Annotated in this window: 27 protein-coding genes; 10 read left to right on the forward strand and 17 right to left on the reverse strand. The window is 73.5% G+C overall.

The window, feature by feature from the left end:
* On the reverse strand, positions 1-1,066 hold a 1,066-nt coding region (locus ACFOWE_RS03365; protein WP_377285268.1), incomplete at its 3' end, for a hypothetical protein.
* A gap of 66 nt (positions 1,067-1,132) precedes the next feature.
* Positions 1,133-1,684, reverse strand: coding sequence for a gamma carbonic anhydrase family protein (locus ACFOWE_RS03370; RefSeq protein WP_377285269.1), 552 nt, complete (start codon positions 1,682-1,684; stop codon positions 1,133-1,135).
* A 126-nt stretch (positions 1,685-1,810) separates the two neighbouring features.
* Between ACFOWE_RS03370 and ACFOWE_RS03375 the strand changes: the two genes are divergently transcribed.
* Positions 1,811-3,130: a DivIVA domain-containing protein gene (locus tag ACFOWE_RS03375; protein WP_377285270.1), complete on the forward strand. Its 1,320-nt coding sequence runs from the start codon at positions 1,811-1,813 to the stop codon at positions 3,128-3,130.
* 258 nt (positions 3,131-3,388) lie between these two features.
* On the opposite strand, the gene ACFOWE_RS03380 is transcribed toward ACFOWE_RS03375, so the two are convergent.
* The 4 genes from ACFOWE_RS03380 to ACFOWE_RS03395 all read right to left on the reverse strand — a co-directional run bounded on the left by ACFOWE_RS03380 (position 3,389) and on the right by ACFOWE_RS03395 (position 6,003).
* The gene (locus ACFOWE_RS03380; RefSeq protein WP_377285271.1) at positions 3,389-3,607 is read right to left on the reverse strand and encodes a hypothetical protein; all 219 of its coding nucleotides are present in this window, start codon (positions 3,605-3,607) and stop codon (positions 3,389-3,391) included.
* A 125-nt stretch (positions 3,608-3,732) separates the two neighbouring features.
* The gene (locus tag ACFOWE_RS03385) at positions 3,733-4,485 is read right to left on the reverse strand and encodes a GntR family transcriptional regulator (protein ID WP_377285272.1); all 753 of its coding nucleotides are present in this window, start codon (positions 4,483-4,485) and stop codon (positions 3,733-3,735) included.
* A 173-nt stretch (positions 4,486-4,658) separates the two neighbouring features.
* Complete coding sequence (locus ACFOWE_RS03390; RefSeq protein WP_377285273.1) at positions 4,659-5,192, reverse strand: VanZ family protein; 534 nt, start codon at positions 5,190-5,192, stop codon at positions 4,659-4,661.
* A gap of 106 nt (positions 5,193-5,298) precedes the next feature.
* Positions 5,299-6,003 carry a dienelactone hydrolase family protein gene (locus ACFOWE_RS03395; RefSeq protein ID WP_377285274.1) on the reverse strand — a complete coding sequence of 235 codons (705 nt, stop codon included), beginning with the start codon at positions 6,001-6,003 and terminating at the stop codon, positions 5,299-5,301.
* Between the two features lie 162 nt (positions 6,004-6,165).
* Between ACFOWE_RS03395 and ACFOWE_RS03400 the strand changes: the two genes are divergently transcribed.
* Complete coding sequence (locus ACFOWE_RS03400) at positions 6,166-7,638, forward strand: MFS transporter (protein WP_377285276.1); 1,473 nt, start codon at positions 6,166-6,168, stop codon at positions 7,636-7,638.
* A gap of 144 nt (positions 7,639-7,782) precedes the next feature.
* Positions 7,783-9,018 (forward strand): kynureninase, encoded by a 1,236-nt coding sequence (gene kynU / locus ACFOWE_RS03405; protein ID WP_377285277.1) that lies wholly within the window; start codon positions 7,783-7,785, stop codon positions 9,016-9,018.
* 111 nt (positions 9,019-9,129) lie between these two features.
* On the opposite strand, the gene ACFOWE_RS03410 is transcribed toward kynU, so the two are convergent.
* The 3 genes from ACFOWE_RS03410 to ACFOWE_RS03420 are packed head-to-tail and all read right to left on the reverse strand — an operon-like array spanning position 9,130 to position 12,522.
* Positions 9,130-10,728, reverse strand: coding sequence for a CocE/NonD family hydrolase (locus ACFOWE_RS03410; RefSeq protein ID WP_377285278.1), 1,599 nt, complete (start codon positions 10,726-10,728; stop codon positions 9,130-9,132).
* A gap of 40 nt (positions 10,729-10,768) precedes the next feature.
* Positions 10,769-11,218 carry a DUF3237 domain-containing protein gene (locus ACFOWE_RS03415; protein WP_377285279.1) on the reverse strand — a complete coding sequence of 150 codons (450 nt, stop codon included), beginning with the start codon at positions 11,216-11,218 and terminating at the stop codon, positions 10,769-10,771.
* Positions 11,219-11,277: 59 nt separating this feature from the next.
* Positions 11,278-12,522 (reverse strand): flavin-dependent oxidoreductase, encoded by a 1,245-nt coding sequence (locus ACFOWE_RS03420; protein ID WP_377285280.1) that lies wholly within the window; start codon positions 12,520-12,522, stop codon positions 11,278-11,280.
* A 94-nt stretch (positions 12,523-12,616) separates the two neighbouring features.
* On the opposite strand from ACFOWE_RS03420, the gene ACFOWE_RS03425 reads away from it, so the two are divergent.
* Entirely contained in the window at positions 12,617-13,336 is a 720-nt protein-coding gene (locus ACFOWE_RS03425; protein ID WP_377285281.1) for a MarR family winged helix-turn-helix transcriptional regulator, read from the forward strand.
* Positions 13,337-13,359: 23 nt separating this feature from the next.
* On the opposite strand, the gene ACFOWE_RS03430 is transcribed toward ACFOWE_RS03425, so the two are convergent.
* The 6 genes from ACFOWE_RS03430 to ACFOWE_RS03455 form a co-directional block, all read right to left on the reverse strand.
* On the reverse strand, positions 13,360-14,412 hold the full coding sequence (locus ACFOWE_RS03430) for a DUF418 domain-containing protein (protein ID WP_377285282.1): 1,053 nt from the start codon (positions 14,410-14,412) through the stop codon (positions 13,360-13,362).
* A gap of 190 nt (positions 14,413-14,602) precedes the next feature.
* A complete protein-coding gene (locus ACFOWE_RS03435; protein ID WP_377285284.1) occupies positions 14,603-14,977 on the reverse strand; it encodes an MmcQ/YjbR family DNA-binding protein in 375 nt (124 codons plus the stop codon).
* Between the two features lie 154 nt (positions 14,978-15,131).
* Entirely contained in the window at positions 15,132-16,196 is a 1,065-nt protein-coding gene (locus ACFOWE_RS03440) for a DUF2293 domain-containing protein (RefSeq protein WP_377285285.1), read from the reverse strand.
* 28 nt (positions 16,197-16,224) lie between these two features.
* Positions 16,225-17,115 carry a 1,4-dihydroxy-2-naphthoyl-CoA synthase gene (locus tag ACFOWE_RS03445; RefSeq protein ID WP_377285287.1) on the reverse strand — a complete coding sequence of 297 codons (891 nt, stop codon included), beginning with the start codon at positions 17,113-17,115 and terminating at the stop codon, positions 16,225-16,227.
* Between the two features lie 46 nt (positions 17,116-17,161).
* Positions 17,162-18,232 (reverse strand): polysaccharide deacetylase family protein, encoded by a 1,071-nt coding sequence (locus ACFOWE_RS03450; protein WP_377285288.1) that lies wholly within the window; start codon positions 18,230-18,232, stop codon positions 17,162-17,164.
* A gap of 297 nt (positions 18,233-18,529) precedes the next feature.
* Positions 18,530-18,895 (reverse strand): isoamylase early set domain-containing protein, encoded by a 366-nt coding sequence (locus ACFOWE_RS03455; protein ID WP_377285289.1) that lies wholly within the window; start codon positions 18,893-18,895, stop codon positions 18,530-18,532.
* A 449-nt stretch (positions 18,896-19,344) separates the two neighbouring features.
* Between ACFOWE_RS03455 and ACFOWE_RS03460 the strand changes: the two genes are divergently transcribed.
* Together ACFOWE_RS03460 and ACFOWE_RS03465 are read left to right on the forward strand one after the other, a co-directional pair.
* Positions 19,345-20,394, forward strand: a complete 1,050-nt coding sequence (locus ACFOWE_RS03460; RefSeq protein ID WP_377285290.1) for a phosphotransferase family protein — start codon at positions 19,345-19,347, stop codon at positions 20,392-20,394.
* Positions 20,395-20,440: 46 nt separating this feature from the next.
* On the forward strand, positions 20,441-21,145 hold the full coding sequence (locus ACFOWE_RS03465) for an SIR2 family NAD-dependent protein deacylase (RefSeq protein ID WP_377285291.1): 705 nt from the start codon (positions 20,441-20,443) through the stop codon (positions 21,143-21,145).
* Here the strand turns inward: ACFOWE_RS03465 and ACFOWE_RS03470 are convergent.
* Positions 21,138-21,551 carry a cupin domain-containing protein gene (locus tag ACFOWE_RS03470; RefSeq protein ID WP_377285292.1) on the reverse strand — a complete coding sequence of 138 codons (414 nt, stop codon included), beginning with the start codon at positions 21,549-21,551 and terminating at the stop codon, positions 21,138-21,140. The two genes, ACFOWE_RS03465 and ACFOWE_RS03470, sit on opposite strands and share 8 nt — an antisense overlap.
* A gap of 59 nt (positions 21,552-21,610) precedes the next feature.
* Here ACFOWE_RS03470 and ACFOWE_RS03475 point away from each other — a divergent pair, with 59 nt between their 5' ends.
* The 4 genes from ACFOWE_RS03475 to ACFOWE_RS03490 are packed head-to-tail and all read left to right on the forward strand — an operon-like array spanning position 21,611 to position 23,312.
* A complete protein-coding gene (locus ACFOWE_RS03475; RefSeq protein WP_377285293.1) occupies positions 21,611-22,081 on the forward strand; it encodes a MarR family winged helix-turn-helix transcriptional regulator in 471 nt (156 codons plus the stop codon).
* A 3-nt stretch (positions 22,082-22,084) separates the two neighbouring features.
* On the forward strand, positions 22,085-22,222 hold the full coding sequence (locus ACFOWE_RS03480; RefSeq protein WP_377285295.1) for a hypothetical protein: 138 nt from the start codon (positions 22,085-22,087) through the stop codon (positions 22,220-22,222).
* 53 nt (positions 22,223-22,275) lie between these two features.
* Positions 22,276-22,860: a helix-turn-helix domain-containing protein gene (locus ACFOWE_RS03485; RefSeq protein WP_377285296.1), complete on the forward strand. Its 585-nt coding sequence runs from the start codon at positions 22,276-22,278 to the stop codon at positions 22,858-22,860.
* Complete coding sequence (locus tag ACFOWE_RS03490; RefSeq protein WP_377285298.1) at positions 22,857-23,312, forward strand: HEPN domain-containing protein; 456 nt, start codon at positions 22,857-22,859, stop codon at positions 23,310-23,312. The genes ACFOWE_RS03485 and ACFOWE_RS03490 overlap by 4 nt, the downstream gene beginning before the upstream one ends.
* Before the next feature lie 252 nt (positions 23,313-23,564).
* Here the strand turns inward: ACFOWE_RS03490 and ACFOWE_RS03495 are convergent, their stop codons facing one another.
* Complete coding sequence (locus ACFOWE_RS03495; RefSeq protein WP_377285299.1) at positions 23,565-24,653, reverse strand: RNA ligase; 1,089 nt, start codon at positions 24,651-24,653, stop codon at positions 23,565-23,567.
* Positions 24,654-24,719: the final 66 nt, after the last annotated feature.

Raw genomic sequence — 24,719 nt, forward strand, 5'->3', positions numbered from 1 at the left:
CGGCGGCGTCCGGGCTCAGGCGGTCGGTGTGGATGCGCAGATGAAAGAACCCGGCGTCCGCGTGGGCCTCCAGGTCGGCGGCGAGCAGGGCGACCGCCACCGCCCGGGGATCGGCGCCCCGGGCGGCGACGAAGCCCAGCGTCTGGACCAGGTCGTAGAAGACGTGCTGGAAGTGCTCGCCGGGCGCCTCCTCCGCCAGGAGCGGGTGGGGCGGGCGGCGCGCCAGCCACGCCCGCCGCAGGTCCTCGTCGCCCCGGTGGGCCGCGGCGGTGTCGTCGCCGGTCCGGTGCAGGACCGGCTCGACCATGGCCAGCAGCGCCCGGGCCCTGGGCCGGAAACGGGGGTCGGACAGGACGGCCTGGGCGGTGCCCGCCATCACCGCCACCAGCCGCCGCCCCGCCTCGGGATGGCCCGCCCGCACGCGCTCGCCGTACAGGGCGGCCAGGTCGCCGAGGCGGGCGGGCGGCAGCCAGCGGACCCACTCGTCGCCCGGGAGCGGGCGCGCCAGGAACTCGCCGAACATCGACAGCAGCACCTCGTTGCCGTCGAAGGCGGGCGCGTAGGCGCACCACATGAGCGTCCCCCAGACCGCGGCGACCGTGCCGGCGACCTCGGGCGCGAAGAGCCCGGCGAACGCCCCGTGCAGCGGGAAGTCCTCCGGACGCCTGCCCCGCTGGGCGGCGAGCAGTTCGCGGATCCGCCCGGTGACGTGGTGCGGCACGTCCGGGCCGACGAACGCCTGGACCGACCCCCGGTCCGCGGTGAAGTCCGGACCGTCCGGGACGAGGTGGAACGGGAGCACCGAGGTGGCGTGCACCACGTGCGCGGAGGCCCGCAGCGCCGGCTCGGCGGGCGGCGGCGACGGGAACCAGCGGCCGTCGGCCGGATCCTGCCGGTACCACCGCGCGTGCGCGCCGAACAACCACCGGCCGCCGTCCGGGGTGACCAGGGTGCGCAACGCGACCGCCTGGGCGCGCGCGAGCGGTGGGAGCGACGGCCACCGGGGGTCGGCGACCACGGCGCGCACGTCCCCCTCGATGGCGTCGAAACCGTCCCAGTGCCGCACCGCGTCATGGTACCGGCGGGCGCGGCGCGGATCCCGGAGACGGCGGATCCCGGAGACGGGGAGGCGTCAGGCCCCCGGTACGGCGGGCAGCGGGGTGGCGGCGCGGTGCCGGGCGGCCTTGGCCGTGTAGTTGTCCGGGGTGCGGGCGAAGGAGGCGCGGTCGTCGTCGGTGAGCTCCCGGACGATCTTCCCCGGGACGCCCGCCACCAGGACCCCCGCCGGGATCCGCTTGCCGGGCGCGACCAGGGCGCCCGCCGCGACGAGCGTGCCCGCCCCGATCCGCGCCCCGCCGAGCACGATCGCGCCGATCCCGATCAGCGCCCCGGTCTCGACGTGCGCGCCGTGCACCATGGCCTTGTGGCCGAGGCTGACCCGGGGCTCCAGCACGGCGGGCTCGCCGGGGTCGGCGTGCAGGCAGCACAGGTCCTGGATGTTGCACTCCTCGCCGACCTCGATCGCCTCGTCGTCGCCGCGCAGGACGGAGCCGTACCAGACGTTCGCCGCGCGGCCGAGCCGTACGCGGCCCACGACCACCGCGCCGGGCGCGATGTAGGCGTCGGGATGGATGTCCGGGGCGGCGCCCCCGTCCAGGGCGGCGATGTGCGGCGTGAGGCTCATGGAGTGGATGTTACGGGCCGCGCGGCTGTCCGGTATTTCCGTAAGCATGTCGCGGTTCCGGTTGCGATTGCGGGTGGTTGGCAGCAGAGTCATGTCTGACGTCTCCTTTTCCGCCACGCAACCTCCTTGGGCAGCACGATGACGAACCAGCACGAGAGTTTTCCCGACCTGATGCATGAGGACTCGTTCGAGGTCGTCATGCGGGGCTACAGCCGCCGCCAGGTGCACGACTACATGATCCGCACGCGCAACCAGATCCGCGACCTGGAGGAGCGGGTCGCGCGGGCGATCGACCAGGCGGAGCAGAGCCGGCTGGAGCTCGCCGAGGCCCGGCGCAGGCTCTCCGAGGCGCCCCAGGACTACGACGAGCTCGGCCAGCGGCTCAGCCAGATCCTGAAGCTCGCCGAGGAGGAGGCGGCGGCCAAGCGGGAGGTCGCCGAGGCGGAGGCCGCCCGTCTGCGGGACGAGGCGGCGGCCGAGGCGGAGCGGCTGGTCGGCACCGCCCAGGAGCGGGCCGAGGGCATCCTGACGGCCGCGCAGCAGGAGGCCGAGCGCCGGATCACGGACGCCACCGCGAACGCCGAGCGGTTGCTCGCCCAGGCGGACGGGGACGCCGAGGAGAAGCTGGGCACGGCGCGCGCCGAGGCCGAGGAGACTCTCAACCGGGCGCGGGCCGAGGCGGAGTTCACGCTGAACCGCGCGCGGACCGAGGCGGAGCGGACGATCGGCTCGGCGAGGAGCGAGGCCGAGCGCACGCTGGAGAGCGCCCGGTCGGAGGCGGAGTCCACCCTGTCCCGCGCGCGGGCCGAGGCGGAGTCGGCCGTGTCCTCGGCCACGGCCGAGGCCCACGCCACGCTGAGCGCCGCCCAGCAGCGCGCCGCGATCCTCGACGAGAGCACCGGCCGCCGGGTCGCCTACCTCACCGAGACCCACCGTGAGGTCATGCGCCGCCTCAACGAGATGGGCTCGGTCCTCGGCGACCTCCTCCAGCGGGAGAGCGCCGCCGGCCCGCTGATCGACGAGGCCGCGGTCGTGCCCCCGGCCCCCGCCGCGCCCTCCGGCGCCCCCGCGGCGGCCGGGCCCGTCAACGTGCTTCCCGTGTTCCCCGCCGTGGGCGCCGTGTCCCCCGGCGCGGAGGCCGGACCCGCCGCCTCCGCGCCGCAGCGGCCCGGCCCGGACGCCGACCCCGGACCCGCCTCCGCCTCCGTCTCCGAGGACGACGTCGACGCGCTCCGGGTGATCGTCGAGGACGAGATCGGAGAGGCGCGGCCGGAGCACGAGGACGACGAGCGGCGCCCGCGCCAGGGGCGCCACGCCGTGGCCTCCGACGGCACCGCGCCGGACTCCGGTCAGGACTCCGGTCCGGAGTCCGGGCAGGGCTCCGGACCCGCTCCCGGTAGCGGGCCGGCGCGGGAGGGGGACGGCGAACTCGCCGTCCGCACGTAGAGGCCGCGCGCAGAGGCCGCACGTAGAGGTCGCAGAGGCCGCACGTAGAGGCCGCACGTAGAGGTCGCAGAGGCCGCGTAGGGGTCGTAGAGGCCGCACGCAGTGGTCGCAGAGGCCGCGTAGGGGTCGTAGGGGCCGCACGCAGCGGTCGCACGCGAGCCGTGCGCGGGAGTCCGGAGAAGGAGCGGAAGCCCTCGCCCCCGATAGGGTCGAGGGCTTCCGCGACCAGGGTCCGGTGACCGCTCACCGGGTGATCCATCAGGCAGAGGTCCCGCCGAAGAGCTCCTCCTGCTCACGCAACTGCCCGCGCAGTCCTTCCGGGTCGTCCGCGTCGACGGTCATCGCGCAGCCGGCCTCGCGCTGGGCGGAGCTCAGCGGGTGGTGGCGGGTGGCCCACCACCGCCCCGCGTCGCTCCGCCAGATCGTCCAGGCGGGAAACTCCCGGGCTATCTCCGCCAGATGCCGGTCGAAAGACATCCACGCACCCTTCCCCGAGCCCGGTACCGCTGTGACGTTCCACCTTCAGACGGTGCGGCACTTCTCTAGAGAAATCAATGATCGCGAAGGTCAGGTCAACCTACCGGTTGACAGCCGGGCTTGATCTATGCGTCGAAGTCGTACTGGAGTACATATGAGGCGGCGTCGAGGACCATCTCGTTGACCTCGACGGGGGTGCCCTCGGCGGTGTGGGCGGTACGCATGATCACGATGACCGGGGTGCCCGCGGGCAGGTCGAGCTGGACGGTCTCGTGCGGGTGCGGCATCCGGGCCCGTACCTCCTCGGTGAAGCGGGCCGGTGCGCTGCCGAGCTCGCGCAGGCGGGCGTAGACGCCGCCGGGGCCGGTGTCCTCCGCCACGATCGGGGTGCCCTCCACCAGGCCGGCGGGGAAGTAGGAGACCGAGAGCTGCACCGGCCGCCCGTCCACCGAGTAGCGCCGCCGCCGCACCCAGACGTCGGGCCCGCCCAGCACGCGGGCGATCTCCTCCTCCGCGGTCTCGCGGTCCACGTGGACCTCGTCCACGGTGTACGGCCGGCCCTCGGTGTCGGCGTCCCAGATGGCCCGGCCCCGGCCCCAGTGCCCGTGGGAGAGCCGCCGGGAGCCGTGCCGCCGGATGGGCCGGAACTGCCGGACGTAGACCCCCGAGCCGCGCCTGGGCACGGCCAGTCCTTCGTTGATGAGCACCGAGAGCGCCTGCCTGGCGGTCGCACGGGCGATGCCGTACTGCGCCATGAGGGCGTTCTCGCCCGGGAGCCGATCCCCGTCCCGGAGCTCGCCGGACAGGATCGCTTCGCGGAGCCCGTCGGCGATGCGCCGATAGATCGGGGTCTCGGGGGGTACCGGGGACTGCTGCACGTTTGATCACCCTCTGTCACCAACCGGGTTTGGCGTCTCCAGAGAACTTGCCCCGCCTTGTCCACGATCGCACAGATACAGAGGTTGGTACCGGGATTCTTTTGGGTGGATCGTGCCCGTGTGGTGATCTCCGGGGGTTTTCTTTGTCCTTTTCGGTGGAACGGTCCTGACCGCTATCCACGGTCCGGGTGCCGGCGGGCCCACCACCGGCGGGTGGCGAGGGCGGCGAGCACGGCGCCCGTGGTGTTGACGATCACGTCGTCGACGGAGCTCACCCGGCCCAGGCGGAGGCCGTACTGGAGGAGCTCGACGGTCGTGGAGGCGGTGGCGGTGACGGCCGCGACCGCGCGGAGCGAGGCCAGGCGGGGCGAGCGGACCGGGAGCAGCGCGCCGAGCGCGGCGAAGACTAAGAGGTTCCCGCCGACCTGCACGAGCGCCCCCTGCGGTGGCAGGTGCGCGAGCTGCCGGACCAGGTCGGCCAGCGGGACGAGGGCGACGCCCTGCCCGTTCCCCGGGGTGAGGATCATCCAGAGCCAGGGGGCCGTGCCGGCCGCCATGGCCACGTCGGCGGCGGCCGTGCGCCAGGGGGCCGGATGCCCGCCGCGGCGGCGGAGCCGGGCCAGGAGGAGCGCGGCGAGCACGACCGCCGGAACGGAGGCGAGCGCCGTGATGATGACATGTCCCCATGCGTCCCAGGTCTGCCGCATGGGGACATGATGCCGGGAGGGCGGCGGGAGCGCGCCGGGGCGGTCACGTGACAGGAGCGGGCCGGGCCGCCGGGTGACGGGAAGGCGGCGGGGGTGGGCCGGGCCGTCAGGTGACGGGGAGGTGGCGGGCGAGGAAGGCCGCCGTGTGGGCCCAGACGGCCCGGGCGGCCTCCGGGTGGTGGAACTGCGCCGCCTCGTGGTTGTGGAAGGCGTGCCCCGCCTCCTCCGCGACGTACATCTCGACGTTCGGCCGCACCGAGGCGGCCCCCTCGACCTTGGCGACCTGGTCGCGGGGGATGTAGGGGTCGTTGCCGCCGAAGACGAGCAGCGCCGGGCAGGAGATCTTCTCCATCAGCCCGACGGCGTCCGGCACGCCGGAGCCGTAGAACGACAGCAGCGCGTCCGTCTCCACCGAGGCGGCCAGGACGTAGGCGATCGAGCCGCCCAGGCAGAACCCGAGCACCCCGCTCCGGCCGGTGGCCTCCGGCAGCGCCCGCAGGTGCGCCAGCGCCATGGCGGCGTCGGAGACCGCGTGGGTGAAGTCGAGGCGGGAGGCGACCTCCATGGAGGCCAGGGTCCCGGCCTCGGTGTGCTCGGCCTCCCAGCCCGGCTCGATCCGCCAGAACAGGTCCGGCGCCCCAACCACGTAGCCCAGCGCGGCCAGGTCCTCGGCGACCTTCCTGATGTACGGCCCGACCCCGAAGATCTCCTGGACCAGCAGGACGGCCGGGCCGCGACCGCTCGCCGGGAGCCACAGGTGCAGGTCGAACGAGCCGTCGGCGACGGTGACCTTCTCGGTCCGAGCTTCCACGGGGCCCTCCTGGATCTTGATTTCAACGGCCAGGGTAGAACAGTGGAACAGCCGTCCCCGGCATCCGTTCCCCGTCAGCGAGTGATACGCGTGGTGCACGGGGAAAAGTGGAGTTTCACCTCCGTGCGGAGCACGTTCCGCCGACGACCACCCGGGGGCACCTTGACAGCCGAGCTCACCTACCGGCGGCGCATGGGCGTGCTGGCGATCTGCTGCATGAGCCTGCTGATCGTGAGCCTCGACACCACCATCCTCAACGTCGCCCTCCCGGCCATCCGGCGGGAGCTCGGCGCCTCCGTCTCCGGCCTGCAGTGGACGATCGACGCCTACATCCTCGTCCTGGCCTCGCTGCTGATGCTCGCCGGATCGACCGCCGACCGGGTCGGGCGCCGCCGCGTCTTCCAGACCGGCCTGGTGGTGTTCACCGCGGGCTCGGTGCTGTGCAGCCTCGCGCCGAGCCTCGGCTGGCTGGTGGCCTTCCGCATGGTGCAGGCGGTCGGCGGGTCGATGCTCAACCCGGTGGCCATGTCGATCATCACCAACACCTTCACCGACCCCCGGGAGCGCGCCCGCGCGATCGGCTTCTGGGGGTCGGTGGTCGGCATCAGCATGGCCGCCGGACCGCTGGTCGGCGGCCTGCTCGTGGACACGGTCGGCTGGCGCTCCGTCTTCCTGATCAACCTTCCGGTGGGCGTGGCGGCCCTGGTCCTCACCGCGCTCTTCGTCCCGGAGTCGAGGGCCGCCCGGGCGCGGCGGATCGACCCCGTCGGGCAGGTCCTGGTGGTCCTGCTGCTCGGTCCGCTCACCTTCGGGATCATCGAAGCGCCCGCCCTCGGCTGGACCTCCCCCCTGATCACCGGCTGCCTCGTGGTCGCCGGCTGCGCCCTGGCCGGGCTCGTGCTCTACGAGCGGCGCCGCGAGGACCCCCTGATCGACCCGAGGTTCTTCCGCAGCGCACCGTTCAGCGGGGCCTCGGCGATCGCGGTGTGCGGGTTCGCCGCGCTCGGCGGTTTCCTGTTCCTCAACACCCTCTACCTGCAGGACGTGCGCGGCATGTCCGCCCTGCACGCCGGGCTGTACCTGCTGCCGATGGCGCTGACGATGCTGCTGTCCTCCCCGCTCGCGGGCCGGCTGGTCGCCGCCCGGGGCGCGCGCCCGTCGCTGCTGGCGGCGGGGGCGGCGATGACGCTGGGCGGGGCGCTGCCCGCGGTGACCGGGGCCGGGGTCCGGGGGGCGGGGGACGGGATCCACGACGTGCTGCTGCTCGTCTCCTTCGTCCTGTTCGGGGTCGGCATGGGGCTGCTCAACGCGCCCGTCACCGACACGGCGGTCTCCGGGATGCCCGCCTCCCAGGCCGGGGTGGCGGCGGGGATCGCCTCCACCAGCCGCCAGGTCGGGCAGGTGCTGGGCGTCGCCGTCATCGGCTCGGTGATCGCCGCCGGGGTGGGCGGGGCCGTCGCCGCGGGCCCGGGGTTCACCGGCGCCGCGCACGCGTCATGGTGGATCATCACCGGCTGCGGGGCCGCCGTGCTCGTCCTCGGCGCCGTCACCACGGGCCCCTGGGCCAGGAGCACGGCCGAGCACGCCGGCGCCCTGATCGCGGCGGAGGAGGCCAGGGCGAAGAGCGCCGCGTGAGCCGGACGCCGGTTGGCCGGTTGGCCGGAGGGCCGGGCGGACAGCGGCAAGCCATATGGAAAGCCGCATGTCGCCTGGTAGCGGACATCTGCCCATGTGCCGGATTATGGACGGGTTGGTAAGGATCCAACCTGGAGATGATTCATGACGATCAGTCGTGCGGACTGTGCCGCCCTCGACGCCGACGACCCCCTGAAGGGCCTGCGGGACGAGTTCACCCTGCCCGAGGGCACGATCTACCTGGTCGGCAACTCGCTCGGCGCGCCGCCGAAGCGCGCCTCGGCGGCGCTGCTGCGGACCGTGGAGCAGGAGTGGGGCGGCCGCCTGGTCGGCGCCTGGAACGCCGACGGCTGGTTCGACCTGCCGACCTCCACCGGAGACCGGATCGCCCCGCTGATCGGCGCGGGTCCCGATCAGGTGGTGGTGGGCGACACCACCTCGATCGGGATCGTCAAGGCCGTCTCCGCCGCGTTCGGCCTGCGCCCCGGCCGCCGGGTGGTCGTCTCCGACCTGGAGAACTTCCCGACCGACCGCTACATGGTCCAGGGGCTCACCGAGGCGCTGGGCGGCTACGAGATCCGCGACGTGCGCGGCGCCGACGGCCTCGACGAGGCGCTCGCGCCGGGGGACGTGGCCTGCGTGCTGCTGTCGGAGGTCGACTACCGGACCGGCGACCGCCACGACACCGCCGAGGTGACCGCCCGGGTCCAGGCGGCCGGCGCGCTGATGATCTGGGACCTGTGCCACAGCGCCGGCGCCTACCAGGTGGACATGTCCCCGGCCGACTTCGCGGTCGGCTGCACCTACAAATACCTCAACGGCGGCCCCGGCGCCCCGGCGTTCGTCTACGTCCACCCCCGCCACCAGGCGGAGGCCCGGCACCTGCTGACCGGCTGGCACGGCCACGCCGCGCCGTTCGCGTTCGAGCCCGGCTACCGCCCGGCCGAGGGCGTGCGCCGCTTCGCGGTGAGCACCCCGCACGTGCTCTCCTTCGCCGCCCTGAACGCCTCGCTGGACATCTGGGAGCGGGTGGACATGGCACAGGTGCGGGCCAAGAGCGTGGCGCTCACGTCCCTCTTCATCGACCTGGTGGAGGAGCTGTGCGAGCCGTACGGGCTCACCCTGGTCACCTCCCGCGACCCGGAGCGCCGGGGCAGCCAGGTGAGCTTCACCCACCCGGACGGCTACCCGGTCATGCGCGCGCTGATCGACCGGGGCGTGCACGGGGACTTCCGCGCCCCCGACGTGCTCCGCTTCGGCTTCGCCCCGCTCTACCTCCGCCACGTGGACGTCCACGACGCGGCGGTCACGCTGGCCGAGGTGCTCGGCAAGGAGCTCTGGCGCGACGAGCGCTACCGGCGGCGGCTCGCCGTCACCTGACCGGCGGGGCCCGCTCCGGATCCCCGGGCCGCCCGGGACGGGGACGGGCGGCCCGGGGAGGGCCCGGCGCCCGGCGGTCCGGGGCGATCAGCACGGGTCGGTCCGGGGCGATCAGCGCGGGACGATCGGGAGCGTGATGTAGGAGTCGGGGAAGACCTTCTGGTGCTGGACGACCAGGTCGGCCTCGGCCGCCTCGGCGGCGGGCCGGCCGGTGCCGGGGTTGCGGTCGAAGCGGGGGAAGTTCGAGCTGGAGACCTCCACCCGGATGCGGTGCCCGGCCCTGAAGACCTGGCTGGTGGCGACCAGGTCGATCTCGAACGTGCCGGAGGACTCCCACGCCCGGACGATGCCGTCGACCACGCTCATCGCCCGCCCGTCGGGATGCACGTCCACGAGCTTGGCCGTCCAGTCGGTGGAGGCCGCCGAGGTCCCGGCGTGCAGGGTCACCGTGACCGGGCCGGTCACCTCGACGTCCGCGCCGAGCACCTCTGTGGTGTAGCAGAGCACGTCGGGGCGGAGCTCCACGTCGCGCTGGTCCTGGGGGCCGGTGTTGGCGGAGTCGGACAGCAGGGTCGGGCCGCCGGTCGTGGGGACCGGGTCGCGCGGGTCGAAGGTGAACGCGGCCGGCTCGGCCGCCGCGGGCGGGGCCGGGGAGAGCAGGCCGTCGGCGTGCAGGTGGTAGCGGGTGGGCACGGCCCGTTCCAGTGGCCAGGACTCCTCGGCCCGCCAGACGTTCTCGCCCATCACGAAGATCTGCACGGCGGGCCCGGTGTCCTCGCCGCTGAGGAAGGCCAGCTGCCGCTGCTCCAGCCGGATCGCCTGCCCGGAGGCGCCGGACCCGAAGTCCAGCCGCCCGGCGGCGGAACCCCCCAGCCCCAGGTGGGTCCAGGGGCCGATGACCAGCGGGCCGCCCAGGCGGCGGTGGTTCTCCAGCGTGCCGGCCAGGAACAGGTCGAACCAGCCCGCGACGTGCATGACCGGCACCTCGATCCGGTCGTGCCGGAGGGTCTCGGCCAGTTCCTGCCAGTACGCGTCGCGCTCGGGGTGGCCGGTCCAGTCGCGCCACCACGGGATGCCCGGGACGTCGCGCACCGGGAGCGTGCGCGCCGCCGCGTCCTGGTCGCCCAGCACGGGCAGCAGCGCGCCGAACCCGGCGCCGGCGTCCTCGCCCGCCTCCGCGGCGTGCACCAGCCCGAGCATCGCCTGCAGCGCGCCCCAGTTCAGCGCCGAGCCCAGCGCGAACGCCCCGCCGTGGTACTTCAGCCCGTCGTGGAAGTCGTGCGGCGTCACCGAGGCGACCACCGCCCTCAGCCCCGGCGGCCGGGTGGCCGCCGCCTGCAGCGCGCATCCGGCCAGGTAGGACATGCCGCTCATCACGACCTCGCCGTCCGACCAGGGTTGCGCGGTGATCCAGGCGATCGTGTCGTGGCCGTCGGCGCCCTCGTCCAGCCAGGGCCGGAACTCGCCGTCGCTGCTCCCGCGCCCCCGGCAGTGCTGCAGCACCACCGCGAACCCGGCCTGCAGCGCGGACCGCACCGGCACCGACCGGAACGTGCCCTCGCCGTACGGCGTGCGGACCAGCAGCGTGCGGAACGGCCCGCCCTCGGCCGGGCGGTGGACGTCGCCGCGCAGGACGGTGCCGTCGCGCATCGGCATGGGCACGTCGTGCTCGGCGGTGATCGCCAGCGGGGTGCGGTCGAGCTTAGGCATGGGGCTCCTCGGGGGAAGGGCGGGTGGCCGGGGCCGTACGTCAGGTCAGCGTGTAGGCGTCGTAGCGGACGGCGCCGGGGGTGCGGGCGCCGGAGGCCACGGCCAGCGTGCGGTTGAGCCACAGGTAGCGCTCGTCGCCGGTCTCGAAGCGGCAGAACAGCCTGAAGTAGTACTCCGAGGGGTCCACCTCCTCGCCCCGGGCCAGGCGGCCGAGGACCTGGGCGGGGCCGTGCCGCAGGCCGCTGGTGGAGATGTACAGGTGCGCCCCGTCGTGGGTGCGCAGCGTGTAGCGGGTGTCGATGCTGGCCATGCCGTCGGCGTGCACGACCTGCCAGTCGGCCCCGCCGGGCAGCACGGTCCCCGTCAGGCGGGGGCCGGTGAAGGAGCCGCCCGTGATGTTGATGACGCGGCGGCGGCCCCACTGCGAGTCGCCGAGGTCGAGGATCGGGTCGAGTTCCACGTGGAACGTGGCGAGCGGTTCGAGGTTCACGTCGGTGGCGCTCCGGGTGGGGGTCGGGGAGGTCGGAGGGCGGCCAGGGCGAGTGGGGCTCACCCGGAGGAGGCGCCGGGGCGGTGCGCGCCGGAGGGGCGCGGGGAGGGGCGCGGGGAGGGGCGCGGGGAGAAGCGCCGGGTGACGCTCCAGGAGGGGCGCTCGTTGAGGGAGGCCGGGTCGAAGCCCGCCGTGCGCTTGTAGGAGGCGGCGATCTCGGCGCGCTCCGCGTACGGGACGATCTCCTCGATGTCGTCGAAGCCGCCGGGCGCCCGCTCGTGGGCGAGCTTCATGACGACCTCGGGACCCATCCGGCGGTTCGACAGCTGCAGGGCGGTGGCGGCGGGCCGGCGCTGCTCCTCGTAGGAGGCCAGGTCCCCGCGGGCGAGGGAGTGCGCCAGCACCCGGGCGTCGATGATCGCCTGGGAGGCTCCGTTGGAGCCGATCGGGTACATCGCGTGGGCCGCGTCGCCCAGCAGGGTGACGTTCCCGAAGGTCCAGCGGGGCAGCGGGTCGCGGTCGACCATCGGGTACTCGTAGGCGGCCCCGGCCCCGGCGATGACGCCCGGCACGTCCAGCCAGTCGAAGCGCCAGTCCGCGAAGTGCCGGACGATCTCGGCCGGGTCCGCCGGGCGGTTCCAGTTCCCCCGGTCGGGGGCCTCGCCGTCCAGGGGCCGCTCGGCGATCCAGTTGATGAGCGTGCGCCCGCCGGTCTCGATCGGGTAGGCGACGAACTTCTGCGTGCCGTCCCCGGCCATGATCATGGATCGACCGGTCAGGAACGGCTCGCCGTACGTGGTGCCGCGCCACAGGACCAGGCCGTTCCACGGCGGCGGCCCCTCGCCGGGGTGGAGGCGGGCGCGGACCGCCGAGTGGATGCCGTCCGCGCCGATGAGCAGGTCCTCGTCGCCGGGGCCGGTGATCCTGCTCCCGGTCCGCACGGCGTGCGGGCCCAGCCGCTCGGTGACCGCCTCCAGCAGGAGCAGCTGCAGGCGCCCGCGGTGGACGGAGTACTGCGGCCAGGCGTAGCCGGCGGCCAGACCCCGGGGTTCGGACCAGATCGGCGTGCCGTACCGGTTGAAGTAGGCCAGCTCGGCGGTGGCGACGCCGATCGCCGCGAGCCGGTCGGCGAGGCCGAGCTCGGTCAGCTCCCGTACGGCGTGCGGCAGGAGGTTGACGCCCACGCCCAGCGGGCGGATCTCCGGCACGGCCTCGTGGACGGTCACGTCCTCGAACCCGGCGGCGTGCAGGCTGAGCGCGGCGGCCAGGCCGCCGATCCCGGCTCCGGCGATGACGATGCGCACGGGCGCCTCCCGGCTGTTCTCGCGGCCGTGACGGGAGATTGTTACGGCCGAAACAATATTCACGGCGAGTGTCCCGCTGCGCAAGACTTGACCGGTGAGCAGACCCGGCCCCGGCGCAGATCCCCGCACGGACTCCCAGGCGCCCCGAGCAGGGGACCCGGGTCCCGGCGCGCGGGCCGGTACGGGAGAGCGCGATCCCCGGACCCGCCCCGGGGAGGACGCCCGGGACCCCGGCGCGCGTCCCCGGGCCGAGGAGCTGTGGGCGGAACTCCGGGCCGGAGTCCGGTCCGGAGCACGGGCCGTCCAGTCCGGAGCACGGGCCGACGTCCGGTACGCCGAGTTCGCGCGCGAGCGCCTGGCGGCCCTGCCGCCCCCGGCCGACGCCGAGGCGTTCGCGCTCGCCTACAACCTGCTCCAGCTGGCCTACCTGCTCGTGACCGACCTGGAGACCCGCATCCACCGCCCGCGCGGCTGGACGCTCCCGGGCTTCCGGCTGATGTTCAAGCTCTGGCTGCTCGGCCCCGCCCAGCCCGCCCGGCTCGCCGAGATCTCGGCCATGTCCCGCTCGGCGGTGACCAACGCGGTCAACACCCTGGAGCGCGACGGCCTGGTCGAGCGGCGCCGGGTGCCGGAGGACGGCCGGGCCGTGGAGGTCGTGCTGACCGTCGCGGGCGAGGCGGCCGTGCGCGAGGCCTTCGCCGAGCAGACCAGACGGGAGCAGGAGTGGTTCGCCCCGCTGGAGGCCGCCGAACGGGAGCACCTGACCGGCCTGCTCACCCGCATCCTGGCCGCCCGCCCGCCCGGCACGCCCTGACGGGCCGGGGACGGACCCGGCGGTCAGGGGGCGCGGAGCAGGGGCGGGCGGCGGGCCCAGGTGGCCCAGCGCCAGAGCCACTCCAGCGGGCCCTGGCGGTAGCGGCGCAACCAGAGCGTGGACACCAGCCACTGGGGGACGAGGACGCCTCCCGTGATCAGGAGCACCGTGGCCGACGACCAGCCGTCCGGGGAACCGCCGACGACGCGGGCGGCCACCAGGACGAGGACGGTGGCGGACAGGTAGTTGGTCAGCGCCATCCGGCCCAGCGGGGCGAAGACCTTCTCCAGCGCGGGCCGGAGCGGGGTCGCGAGCAGGAGCAGCAGGGCGCACACGTAGACGCCCGCGATCAGCAGCCCGGCGAGGGCGAACCAGAGGTTGAAGGCCGCCCCGCCCACCGGCGTCCCGACCTGCAGCCACAGGGCGGGCACCGCCCCCGCCGCGAAGGCCAGGCCCAGTACGGCGGGGACGCGGACGGAGTGCTCCAACCGGTCGACCACGCCGTACCGGGTCAGCGCCGAGCCCAGCAGGAACAGCCCCGGCACCAGTGGAACACCGTTGCCGCCGAGGATCGGCGGCGCCGCGATGAGGACGGCGGCGAGCCCCGCGACGACCCGGCGCGGCAGCCAGGTCGAGGGCAGCAGCACCAGCAGGCCGACGACGGCGTAGACGGTCAGGATGTCGCCCCGCCACAGCAGGAACATGTGGGTCAGGCCCAGCGCGAGCAGGACCAGGAGCCGGCGCAGCAGCGCCACCCGCGGGCGCGGCACGCGATGTCCCGCGGAGTCCAGCAGCAGCGAGAAACCGACGCCGAACAGCAGGGAGAAGATCGGGAAGAAGCGCTGGTCGACGAGGAGCCCCAGCCAGGCGCCGTCCTGGGCGGCCACCGCGGACTCTGTGACCGGCGCGGTGCCGCCCAGGTGGGCGATCGGCTTGACGTTGGCGAGCAGGATCCCGCAGAGGGCGAAGCCGCGCAGCACGTCGAGCGCGGCGACACGTGGCCGGCCGGAGGAGGTCGTCCCGGGCCGCTCCGGTCCCCCGGCCTCCGGCGCCGGGGGGAGCGTTTCAGGTGACATGGGCCCGATCCTGCGGACTCCGGCCCGCCCCCGTATCGGCGGAAAGTGTGGAGAACGCGGAACGAGACGGTACTTTCGGCCGGTACGGGCCGACGGGCCCTCTCCTGGCCCGGACGGCGCGCGTGTTCCCGATCGGGCCGGGGCGGTGGCCACAGCGGGGGCGGCACGGCCGATGCCCGAGGCCCGGAGATCAGTCGTCCGGCGCGTCCAGCGCGGCGACGAGCTTCTTGGGGGCCACGGCCCGGTAGCTCTCCTCGATCCACTCGAGCAGCAGCTCGGTCTCCGGGAGCGGGCCCGTCAGCGGGACCGTCACCCAGCCGGCCTTGCCGAGCCCGTAGCCGGAGGGGCGGACGCCGTCGAGGGCCAGCGCGTGACCGTTCGACTCCGGGAGCTTCACCCCGAGGCTCGGGCTCCACTTCTCGGTCGGCTCCTCGACGCCGAGGAAGACGAAGATCTTCTTGTTGACCTTGACGACCGTCTCGTCCCAGGGGTGGTCCTCGTAGGCCCCGGGGAAACGGAGCGCGAACTCGCGCAGTGTCTCGCGGACCTGACGCCATTTCTCCATGCCGCCCATTGTGGGCGCGGGGCCCGACGTTTTCCCGTCGTTCCCCGTCACCCGTCGTTCCCCGTCACCCGTCGTTCCCCGTCACCCGGAGGCCGCGCCCGGACTCCGTGCCGCCGATGAGCCCGTCCGGCGGGCCCCGGTCGCCCGGCGGAGGTCAGCCGGTCCTCCCGCCGGCCGGTGCGCGCCAGGCGGTGAGCACCCGCTCCACGCCGTCCCGGATCCGGTCCCGCGCCTCGGCCCGGGGCACCCCGGCCATCAGCAGCCGGTCGTAGTCGGTGTCGAGATGCCGGACCGAGGCGACCACGGCCAGGGTGACCGCGTTCGCGTCGAGGACCTTGGCCGCGGCCGTACGGCCCACCCGGCCGCTGCCGCGCTGCGCGGCGTGCCGGGCGATCTCCCCGGCCCGCTCCGGCGGGCAGCCGGGGAACATCCGGACGATCTCCTCGGCCATCCGCGCCTGGAAGCGGAGGTCCTCGTCGGCCCGGCGCTCCCGGTCGCGCTCGCGGCGGCGCAGCCGTACCTCCTCGTCGGCCAGGCACTGCTCCTCGGCCCGGGCCAGCGCCGCCTCCTCGACCAGGACGCCCCGCCGCTCGTACCGCTTGCGCCGGGCGTTGAAGCGGACGACCACGGCGGCCAGCCCGCTCTCCTTCTTGGCCCGGCGGCTGAGTGCGGCGTTCCCCGCGGGCAGGAGGACCAGGTGGTCCAGGTCCGCGCAGGTCAGGCAGTGCGGCTCGCCGTCCTCCATGATCAGGTAGGGACCGGTGCCGCGGCAGCCGGCGCACTCCCACGGCCGCTCCGCCTCGACGGCCACCAGGTCGGGGGCCTTGGCCTGCCGCTCGGCCAGCTGTCTGCGCCGGGCCTCGCTCATGTCCGGCGAGATCCAGTGCACCCGGAAGGCGTCCTCGTCCCCGGCGGAGTCCCCGCCGGCCAGGAACCTCAGCGGCGCCCGGTCGCGGGACGCCGACACGTACGGGGTCTCGCTCGGGACGAGCCCCCGCTCGGCGGCCCACTCCCGCAGCGCCGCCACCGCGTCGGTCATCCGCGCGCCGTCCACGGCGGCCAGCTCCTCCAGGGCGGCCGCCCTGCCCTGCCGCCAGAGGTCGACCTGCCGGGCGCGCAGCCAGCCCAGTCCGGTCAGCACGTCGATCGCGGTCACGTACCTGCGCTGGGCGAGCGCGGCCTCCGCCGCCGACGCGACCCGCCGTCCGAGCTTCGACACGCCCCCAAGCCTGCCGTACGGCGCGGGCCTAGAAGTACCAGGGGAAGGGGCTCCAGTCGGGGTCGCGCTTCTGCAGGAAGGAGTCGCGGCCCTCGACCGCCTCCTCGGTCATGTAGGCCAGCCGGGTGGCCTCGCCGGCGAAGAGCTGCTGGCCGACCATGCCGTCGTCGGCCAGGTTGAAGGCGTACTTCAGCATGCGCTGCGCCATCGGGCTCTTGCCGTTGACCTTCCGCGCCCACTCCAGCGCGGTCCTCTCCAGCTCCGCGTGCGGCACGACGGCGTTGACCATGCCCATCCGGTGGGCGTCCTCGGCGGTGTAGGTGTCACCGAGGAAGAAGATCTCGCGGGCGAACTTCTGGCCTACCTGGCGGGCCAGGTAGGCCGAGCCGTACCCGCCGTCGAAGCTGGCCACGTCGGCGTCGGTCTGCTTGAACCGGGCGTGCTCCCGGCTGGCGAGGGTCAGGTCGGACACGACGTGCAGGCTGTGCCCGCCGCCCGCGGCCCAGCCCGGCACCACGCAGATGACGACCTTCGGCATGAAGCGGATCAGCCGCTGGACCTCGAGGATGTGCAGGCGGCCGGCCCGCGCCGGGTCGACCTGGCCGTTCTCGGCGTACTTGTAGCCGTCGCGCCCGCGGATGCGCTGGTCGCCGCCCGAGCAGAACGCCCACCCGCCGTCCTTCGGCGAGGGCCCGTTCCCGGTGAGCAGCACGCAGCCCACGTCGGAGCTCATCCGGGCGTGGTCGAAGGCCCGGTAGAGCTCGTCCACGGTCTGCGGGCGGAACGCGTTGCGCACCTCGGGCCGGTTGAAGGCGATGCGCACCGTCCCCTGGTCGACGGCCCGGTGGTAGGTGATGTCGGTGAAGCCGAAGCCCTCGACCTCCCGCCACGCCTGCGGGTCGAACAACTCGGAGACCATGCTCGCCACCTCTTCCCGGCCCGGTGCGCCGGCTACTGGGGAACCGTCAGTAGGGAAGAGCGTAGGGCGCGAAGCGCGGGGCCATGAACGGGGCCTTGAACTTGGCGTAGGCGACCGTCCCGACGTCGCCGTCGGAGGTGTAGCGCTCGTCGGGGTTGGCCTTCAGCCAGTCGAGCCAGGCGGTCGAGCAGAAGCGGTGGCACTCGTCCTTCTTGACCTTGTCCATCGAGCGGATGCGCGGCAGATCGACCGGGTCGAAGTCCTTGCTGAAGGGCGAGGCCGCCGGGGTGTACCCGGCGCGGAAGACGCCGCCGTAGGTGTAGGCGATGTCACCCGAGTTGCCCTTGAGCGCCCACGACGGCGTGCTCGGCTGGTTGCCGTACGGCAGCGCCAGCGACGCCGGCTCGGTGTTGATCAGCTTGATGATCAGATCGTGGCCCCTGGCGATCTCGGTCATCGCCTCCTTCTTGGACATGCCGAGGAGGTTGCGGTGGCCGTAGGTGTGGTTGCCGACGTCGAAGCCGTTCTCCCGCAGCCAGGTGAGCATCTGCGTCTGCTCCTCCGGCCTGGTCTTGCCGAACAGGTCGCTCGTCACGTAGAAGGTGCCGACCGGCCGGAAGCCCGGGTGCCGTTTGGCGACGTCCTGCAGGATGGCGACGGCGGTGTCCGGCATGGGCCTGCCCGACCCGTCGAGGGTGAGCTGGGCGGGGGAGGCGTCGTCGAAGGTCAGGACGACGGGGTGCTTGCCCGCCGGGATGCCGATGCGCCCGCGGACGTACTCGGCGGCGGTGATGGGGACGTAGCCCTCGGCGGCCAGCCGCTCCAGCTCCGCGCGGAACTGCTTGGGCGTGCGGTCGTCGGGGGCGGTCGGCTTGTCCACCACCCGGTGGTACATGAGGACGGGGATCTGGCCCAGCTCGTTGGCCTTGACCTTGGCGGCCCTGGCCGTCTTCTCCTTGCGGGCGGCCGCCTGGTCGGCCTTGCCGCCCTGTGCCTTGTCCGCGGCGGCCCCGATCTTCTTCTCCGGCTCGTCGTCACCCCACGGCATGCATCCGGCCAGCGCCGTGCACGCCACCACGGCGGCCAGAAGGGCCACGCTCGCCTTACGACAGCTCATCGCATCTCCCCGGAAACGTTGACAGTTGGTTCTTCGGAAGCCCGGCCGTCCGCGGCTCCGTCTCCGCCCGGGGCGGTGAGCCCCGCCGGGTACGGCCCACGGGCCGGGACGACGGCTCCGGGGGGTGGATCGCCGCAGGGCCGCGCCGGGCGGCCCGATGCCGGCTGCCGTCTTGTACGGGTGGTCTTCTTCGGTCGGTCTTCTTCGGTCGGTCTTCTCGAGGGTCTTCTCAGGGGTCTTTCGGGGGCCGCCGCCCCCGTGGACGGGGACGGCGGGCTCTCGCGCTATCGGGCCGCGCTACCGGGCGGCCGTGAGCGGCTGCTCCCGGTGGTCCTCCAGCACGGCCGCCCGGGTGATCTCGACGCGGTGGTCGCGCGGGCCCGCCGGACGGAGGTGCCCGCCGTGCTCGTCGTGGTGGTCGGCGTCGGGGTCGTCGAACCAGACGCCGCCCTCGGCGAGGTAGCGGAAGCAGATGCCCCGCTGCGCGGGGACGGTGACGGTGACCTGGTGGGTCCCGTCGTCGCCACGGCGCATCGGGTGGGCGTAGGGGTTCCAGCCGTTGAAGTCCCCGACGAGGGAGACGTGACCGCGCACCTGGTCGGCCGGCAGGATGAAGGTGAGTTTGACCTGCCCGTTCTTGGTGGGCTTACCACGCTTGATCACTGGTGTCCTCCTGAACTCGTTGCCTCATGGCCGTCGCGGTGACGGTCTTCTCACGGCCGCCGGACGGCGGGGCGCCGGGCGTCCCGTCTCGTCTCGGCTCGCGGACCTCCGCCGGGCAGGACGTGTCGCCTGCCCGTGCGGGGGCGTTGTGCGACCTGTCCGTGCAGGTCACGGCGGAATCAGGGATCCGTCCGGCTAATTGGTACAGACCACGAGAATCTCTATTTCTCGTCCCCATGGGGCGCTACGGACACACCGGGCATTAGGCAGGATTTACTGCCGCATGTCGCTATCCCGACGCGGTTTCCCGGCCTTCCATCGATGGCCGAAGGATGACGGAGGGTGACGGTCGGACGGGTGGCGGGTGTGGCCCGGTCACCGGAGGGTGACCCGTGCCGATACATACCGACCGTTTAGTATGTTCCTCTCGTCTCACCTAAGGAGTCACGTTGGATGCCGGAGAGGTCCGCGAGGAGGACGCGTTCGACGTCGCCGCCCTGCACGCCTGGCTGACGGACCGGGTGGCGGGCCTGGACGGGCCGCCGCGGGTACGGCAGTTCCGGGGCGGGGTGTCGAACCTGACGTACCTGCTGAGCTACGCCGACCGCGACCTGGTCATGCGCAGGCCGCCGCGCGGGCACAAGGCCGCCTCCGCGCACGACATGCGGCGCGAGTTCACCGTGCAGCAGCGGCTGCGGCCCCACTTCGGTGCGGTCCCGCAGATGGTCGGCTTCTGCGACGACCCCGGGGTGCTGGGCGGTGAGTTCTACGTGATGGAGCGCCTGAAGGGCACGGTCCTGCGCAGCGAGCTCCCGCCGGGGATGACGCTCGGGCCGGACGAGGCGCGGGCCCTGGGCCACACCGTGATCGACACCCTGGCCGACCTGCACACCGTGGACCCCGGGGCGGCCGGCCTGGCCGAACTGGGCAAGGGGCCGGGCTACGTGCGCCGCCAGGTGGAGGGCTGGTCCCGGCGCTACCGCGGCGCGCTGACCGACGACGTCCCCGACGGCGAGGCGGTGATGGCCTGGCTGGACGGGCGCCGGCCCGAGGACGCCGCCCTGCGGCTGATCCACAACGACTGGAAGCTCGACAACCTCGTCCTGGACATGAGCGGCCCGGCGCGCATCGTGGGCGTCCTGGACTGGGAGATGGCCACCATCGGCGACCCGCTGATGGAGCTGGGCTCCTCCATGGCCTACTGGATCACCGCGGACGACGACGAGCTCTACGCCCTCCTGCGCCGCCAGCCCACCCACCTGCCCGGCATGCCGACCCGCGAGCAGTTCGTGGAGCGCTATCTGGCGCGGACCGGCCTGAAGATGGGGGACTGGACGTTCTACGAGGTGTTCGGCCTGTTCCGGCTGGCGGTGATCGCGCAGCAGATCTGGTTCCGCTACCGGGCGGGGCAGACCACCAACCCGGCGTTCGCGATGTTCGGCGACGCGGTCCGGATCCTGGTCGGCCGCGCCTCGGCTCTGGCGGGCGTGCGCTCCTGACCCGGACGCCCCGCGAGCCCCGGGGGCGCCGTCTACGATCACCGGCATGACGACGGTGACGGTGCTGACCGGTGCGGGGATCTCCACGGAGTCGGGGATCCCCGACTACCGCGGTCCGGGCGGGCTGTGGAACAGGGATCCCGGCTACGAGAAACTGGTCACCTACGACTTCTACCTGGCCGACCCGGACATCCGGCGGCGCTCCTGGCTGTTCCGGCACGAGAGCCCGGCCTGGACGGCAGAGCCGAACGCGGCGCACCGCGCGCTCGCGGCCCTGCCGGACGCCTGGATCGTCACCCAGAACGTCGACGGCCTGCACCAGCGGGCCGGCTCCCCGCCGGAGCGGGTGCTGGAGCTGCACGGCAACATGTTCGGCGCGGTCTGCACGGAGTGCGGCGCCCGCTCGACCACCCGGGAGGCGATCGACCGGGTCCTGGCCGGGGAGGACGACCCCGCCTGCCGCGGCTGCGGCGGCATCCTGAAGACGGCCACCGTGATGTTCGGCCAGTCCCTCGACCTGACCGTGCTCGGCAGGGCGGTCGAGGCGGCCGAGAAGTGCGAGCTGTTCCTCGCGGTCGGGACCTCGCTCCAGGTGCAGCCGGCCGCCTCCCTGGTCCGCGTCGCGGTCGACGCGGGCGCCCGGCTGGTGATCGTGAACGGCGAGCCGACGCCCTACGACGACCTGGCCGACGAGGTGGTCGACGAGCCGATCGGCGTCGCGGTCCCCCGCCTCTGCACCTCCCTCACCTGATCCAGGGCGGCAGGACCCGCTCGTCGTCCCTGGGGGCCAGCTCGCACGCGCCGGCCGTGACGCCGTCCGGGTTGTAGGCCCGGCCGCCCGGGGGCGCGGTGACGATGGCGGTGAACCCGGTCCGCGCGTCGGCGGACACCTGCCGGGGCACGTCCGCCGGCATGACGACGGTGTCGCCGGCGGAGAGGTCGATCTTCTCTCCGTCCAGGTCGACGGTGGCGCCGCCCTCCAGCAGGGTCCAGATCTGCTCGGTCTCGAAGGCGTGCGGGGGGCCCTGGCGCCCCGGCTCCATGTCCACGCGCCACAGGACCTGCCCGGCGCCGCCCAGGGTGGGCGAGGCGAAGGTGGTCATGGCGGCGTTGGGCGTGGCGGTACGGCGGGCCTCGGCGGCACGGATGACAGGCATGGTCGCGTCTCCTAAGATGGTCAACGTCGTTGTCCATATAGTCAATCAGGTTGTCTATCGTGTCAAGTGATCCGCCCGGCTTCGAGCTGCCGCTCCGGCTCTTCCTCGCCTTCCGTGTCCTCATCGACGAGCTGCACGCCGAGCTCGCCCGGCAGGGGCACCCCGACGCGCGCCCCATGCACGGGTTCGTGCTCCAGGCGATCATGCGCGGCGGGGACACCGCCGTGGAGCTGGGCCGTACGCTCGGGGTCTCCAAGCAGGCGGCGGGCAAGACCGTCGAGACGCTGGAGCGCCTCGGCTACGTCGAGCGCGCCACCGACCCCCGCGACACGCGGCGCAAGATCGTGCGGCTCACCGCGCGCGGGTTCGACGTGCTGGAGCGCTCGGCCCGCATCTTCGACGACCTGCGCCGCCGCTGGGCCGGCGAGCTGGGCGAGGAGCGCCTGCGCGCCCTGGAGGCCGACCTGCGCAAGGTGACGCCGCCGGACGTCTTCCGCCTCGACGTGCCCGGCTGGTTCGCCGGGCAGTGACCGATGGGCAGCACCTCGGGCGCTGATCGCCCGCACATGTGGGTGCTGTGGATCAACGCCGACGGATCGGGCTCGGAGTTCGTCGTCCACGACGATCGGCCCGCCGAGGCCCTTGGTGACCGGCCGGATACGATGAGTTGACACTTCGGAGATCGCGAATATATCTTCGCTAAATGCGAAGTGTCGGGTCTCGGGTGGTCCCCATCTTCCGCACCGAGACGCAGGCGAGGCTTCTGGCGGCACTCTCTCTCCGTGCCGACCGGACGTGGACGCTCACCTCCCTCGCCCGGGAACTGGGAGTCAGTGTGTCCGGTCTTCATCCGGAAGTCCGCCGCCTGGAAGAAGCCGGGCTTCTGACCGTCACAGTGATCGGCCGGTCACGGGTGCTGGGCATCGATCAGAGCCACCCCATCGCGAAACCCCTGGCGGAGATACTCGGCTACCTCTACGGTCCGGAGGTGGTCATCGCCGAGGAGTTCGGTTCCATCCCGGAAACCGACCTTCTCCTCGTCTTCGGTTCCTGGGCGGCCCGTCACCACGGTGAGCCGGGACCCCCGCCCCATGACATCGACGTGCTGGTGGTCGGAGACGTGGACCGCGCCGAGGTCTACGCCGCAGCCGATCGCGCCCAGGTGCGCATCGGCATGCCGGTCAATCCGGTTCTCGCCTCCCCGCGACGCTGGCAGGCGGCGTCCGACGCCCTGATCCGCCAGATCAAGGCGAGTCCCACGATCGACCTCACCTCGGCCGGAGCCGAGCGGAAGGAACGTGACCGATGATGCGGTGGACGCGCGGCGAGGCCGATATCGAGCGCATGCTCTCCGCCAGGGAACTTCAGCGTGTCCAGGGCGATGCCACCGATGGAGCAGGCTGGCTGGAAAAGGCCGGAGTCGTCCTGGCGAGTGCGCGGGAGCTGGTGGAGTCCGATCCGAACTCGGCCTACACCCTCGCCTACGACGCCGCCAGATTCGCCTGCGCGGGACTCCTGGCTCAGCAAGGGCTGCGCGCCACCACGACCGGCGGCCACTACGCGGTCCAGCAGGCAGTGAGCCGCCAGTTCGGTTCCGCATTCGAACCCTTCGGTGTCATGCGACGGCGTAGGAACGAACTCGAGTATCCGATCTTTCCTGACGAGTCCGTGGAACAGGAGGAAGCCGAAGAGGCATTGGACATGGCGGGTTCCATCATCGAAGCGGCTCGCAAGGTGATCGATCACCTCGGCCTGTTCTGAGGCCTCGGGCGGTGACCACGGGCATGCCGGGCGCCGAGCATGGTGAGCGCCTGCGCCCTGGAGGCCGGCCTGCGCGGGGCGACGCCGCCGGACGTCTTCCGCCTCGACGTGCCCGGCTGGTTCGCCGGGCAGTGATCCCCGCCGGTCCCCGCCGGTCCCTGCCCCGCCGCGGGAGAGGCCCGGTCCGCTCCCCGTCCCGGAGACGGGACGTTCCGCTCCCCGTCCCGTGACGCGTCACCCCCTACACGTCCCCTACGCGTCGCCGCCCGGAAGCCCGACGGGCCGCTCGTCCCCGGCAGGCCGGAGCGAGCGCCAGATGCCGGGGCGCGGGTCCCTGCCGTCGAGCAGCGGGAAGAGCCACTGCCGGAACGGGGAGGCGGCGGCCGCCCGGGCGTACTCGCTCCGGCCCCAGCCCTCCGGGAGCCCGGCCAGGATCCGCCCGTGCTCCCGGCGCGCGCCCTCCTCGATCCGCTCCGCCTCGGCGCGCAGCCGCTCCGCCAGGTCGCGGACCCAGCCGTGGAACTCGTCGGGCAGGCCCTCGCAGATCCCGGCCACCGTACGGCCGGCGCCCAGGCGCTCCCAGACGACGCGGGCGTTGAGCCCGGACAGCACCCGGTGCAGGGCGAGATAGTCCGCCTGCTTGATCTTCAGCATCCGCCCGGAGTCCGTCAGCCGGACGACCAGGCCCTCGGCGCCGGGCCGGGGCGGGGCGGCGAGCGCGTCGGCGAGGGTCGGCAGGTCGAAGGAGGCGGCGACCGGCCCCTCCCAGCCGGGGATCTCGGCCGGGGCGAGGACCGTCCCGTCGGCGACGCGCACGCCGCCGAGGAGGAACAGGTCGTCGGTCTCGCCGTAGTCGCAGACGTTCCGGGTGCCCGGGCAGACGATCTCGAACAGCGCGGTGACGCCCTCCGGTGGGACGAAGCCGGCGTGACGCGTGCGCAGCAGCTCCGTGCCGTGGCGCGCCTGCTCGGAGGTGAACGACCCCCGGGTGGCCAGCGCGAACCCGCCGGGGACCGGGTAGGCGATCCCCAGGGAGCCGTCGAGCTTGTCGAGGACGGTGACCTTCGCCGACAGGTCGAGCGGCCCGGCGTTCGGGTCGCCGTGGTTGAAGAACTTCCGGAACGGGCGGGCCGCCACCCGGCCGCCGTCGTCGACGACCAGGCCGCGGCAGGTGAGGGTGGCCTCGTCCCACGCCTGCTCGGCCTGGGCCTTGTCGGTGTAGTTGAGGATGCGCAGCGGCAGCTCCGGGTGGGCCTGCTCGCGGACGAGGCCGCGCTCGATCGCGGTGCGCAGGAGGGCGGGGTCGAACAGGTCGGAGAGAAGCGGCGCGGTGGAGGTCACGCCCCGACCCTCGCACCCCCCGCTTGCCTCCCGCTTGCGGCCGGCTGCAGACCGGCCGCGATGACA

This window comes from Planomonospora corallina (assembly GCF_042650625.1).
Taxonomy (GTDB): domain Bacteria; phylum Actinomycetota; class Actinomycetes; order Streptosporangiales; family Streptosporangiaceae; genus Planomonospora_B; species Planomonospora_B corallina.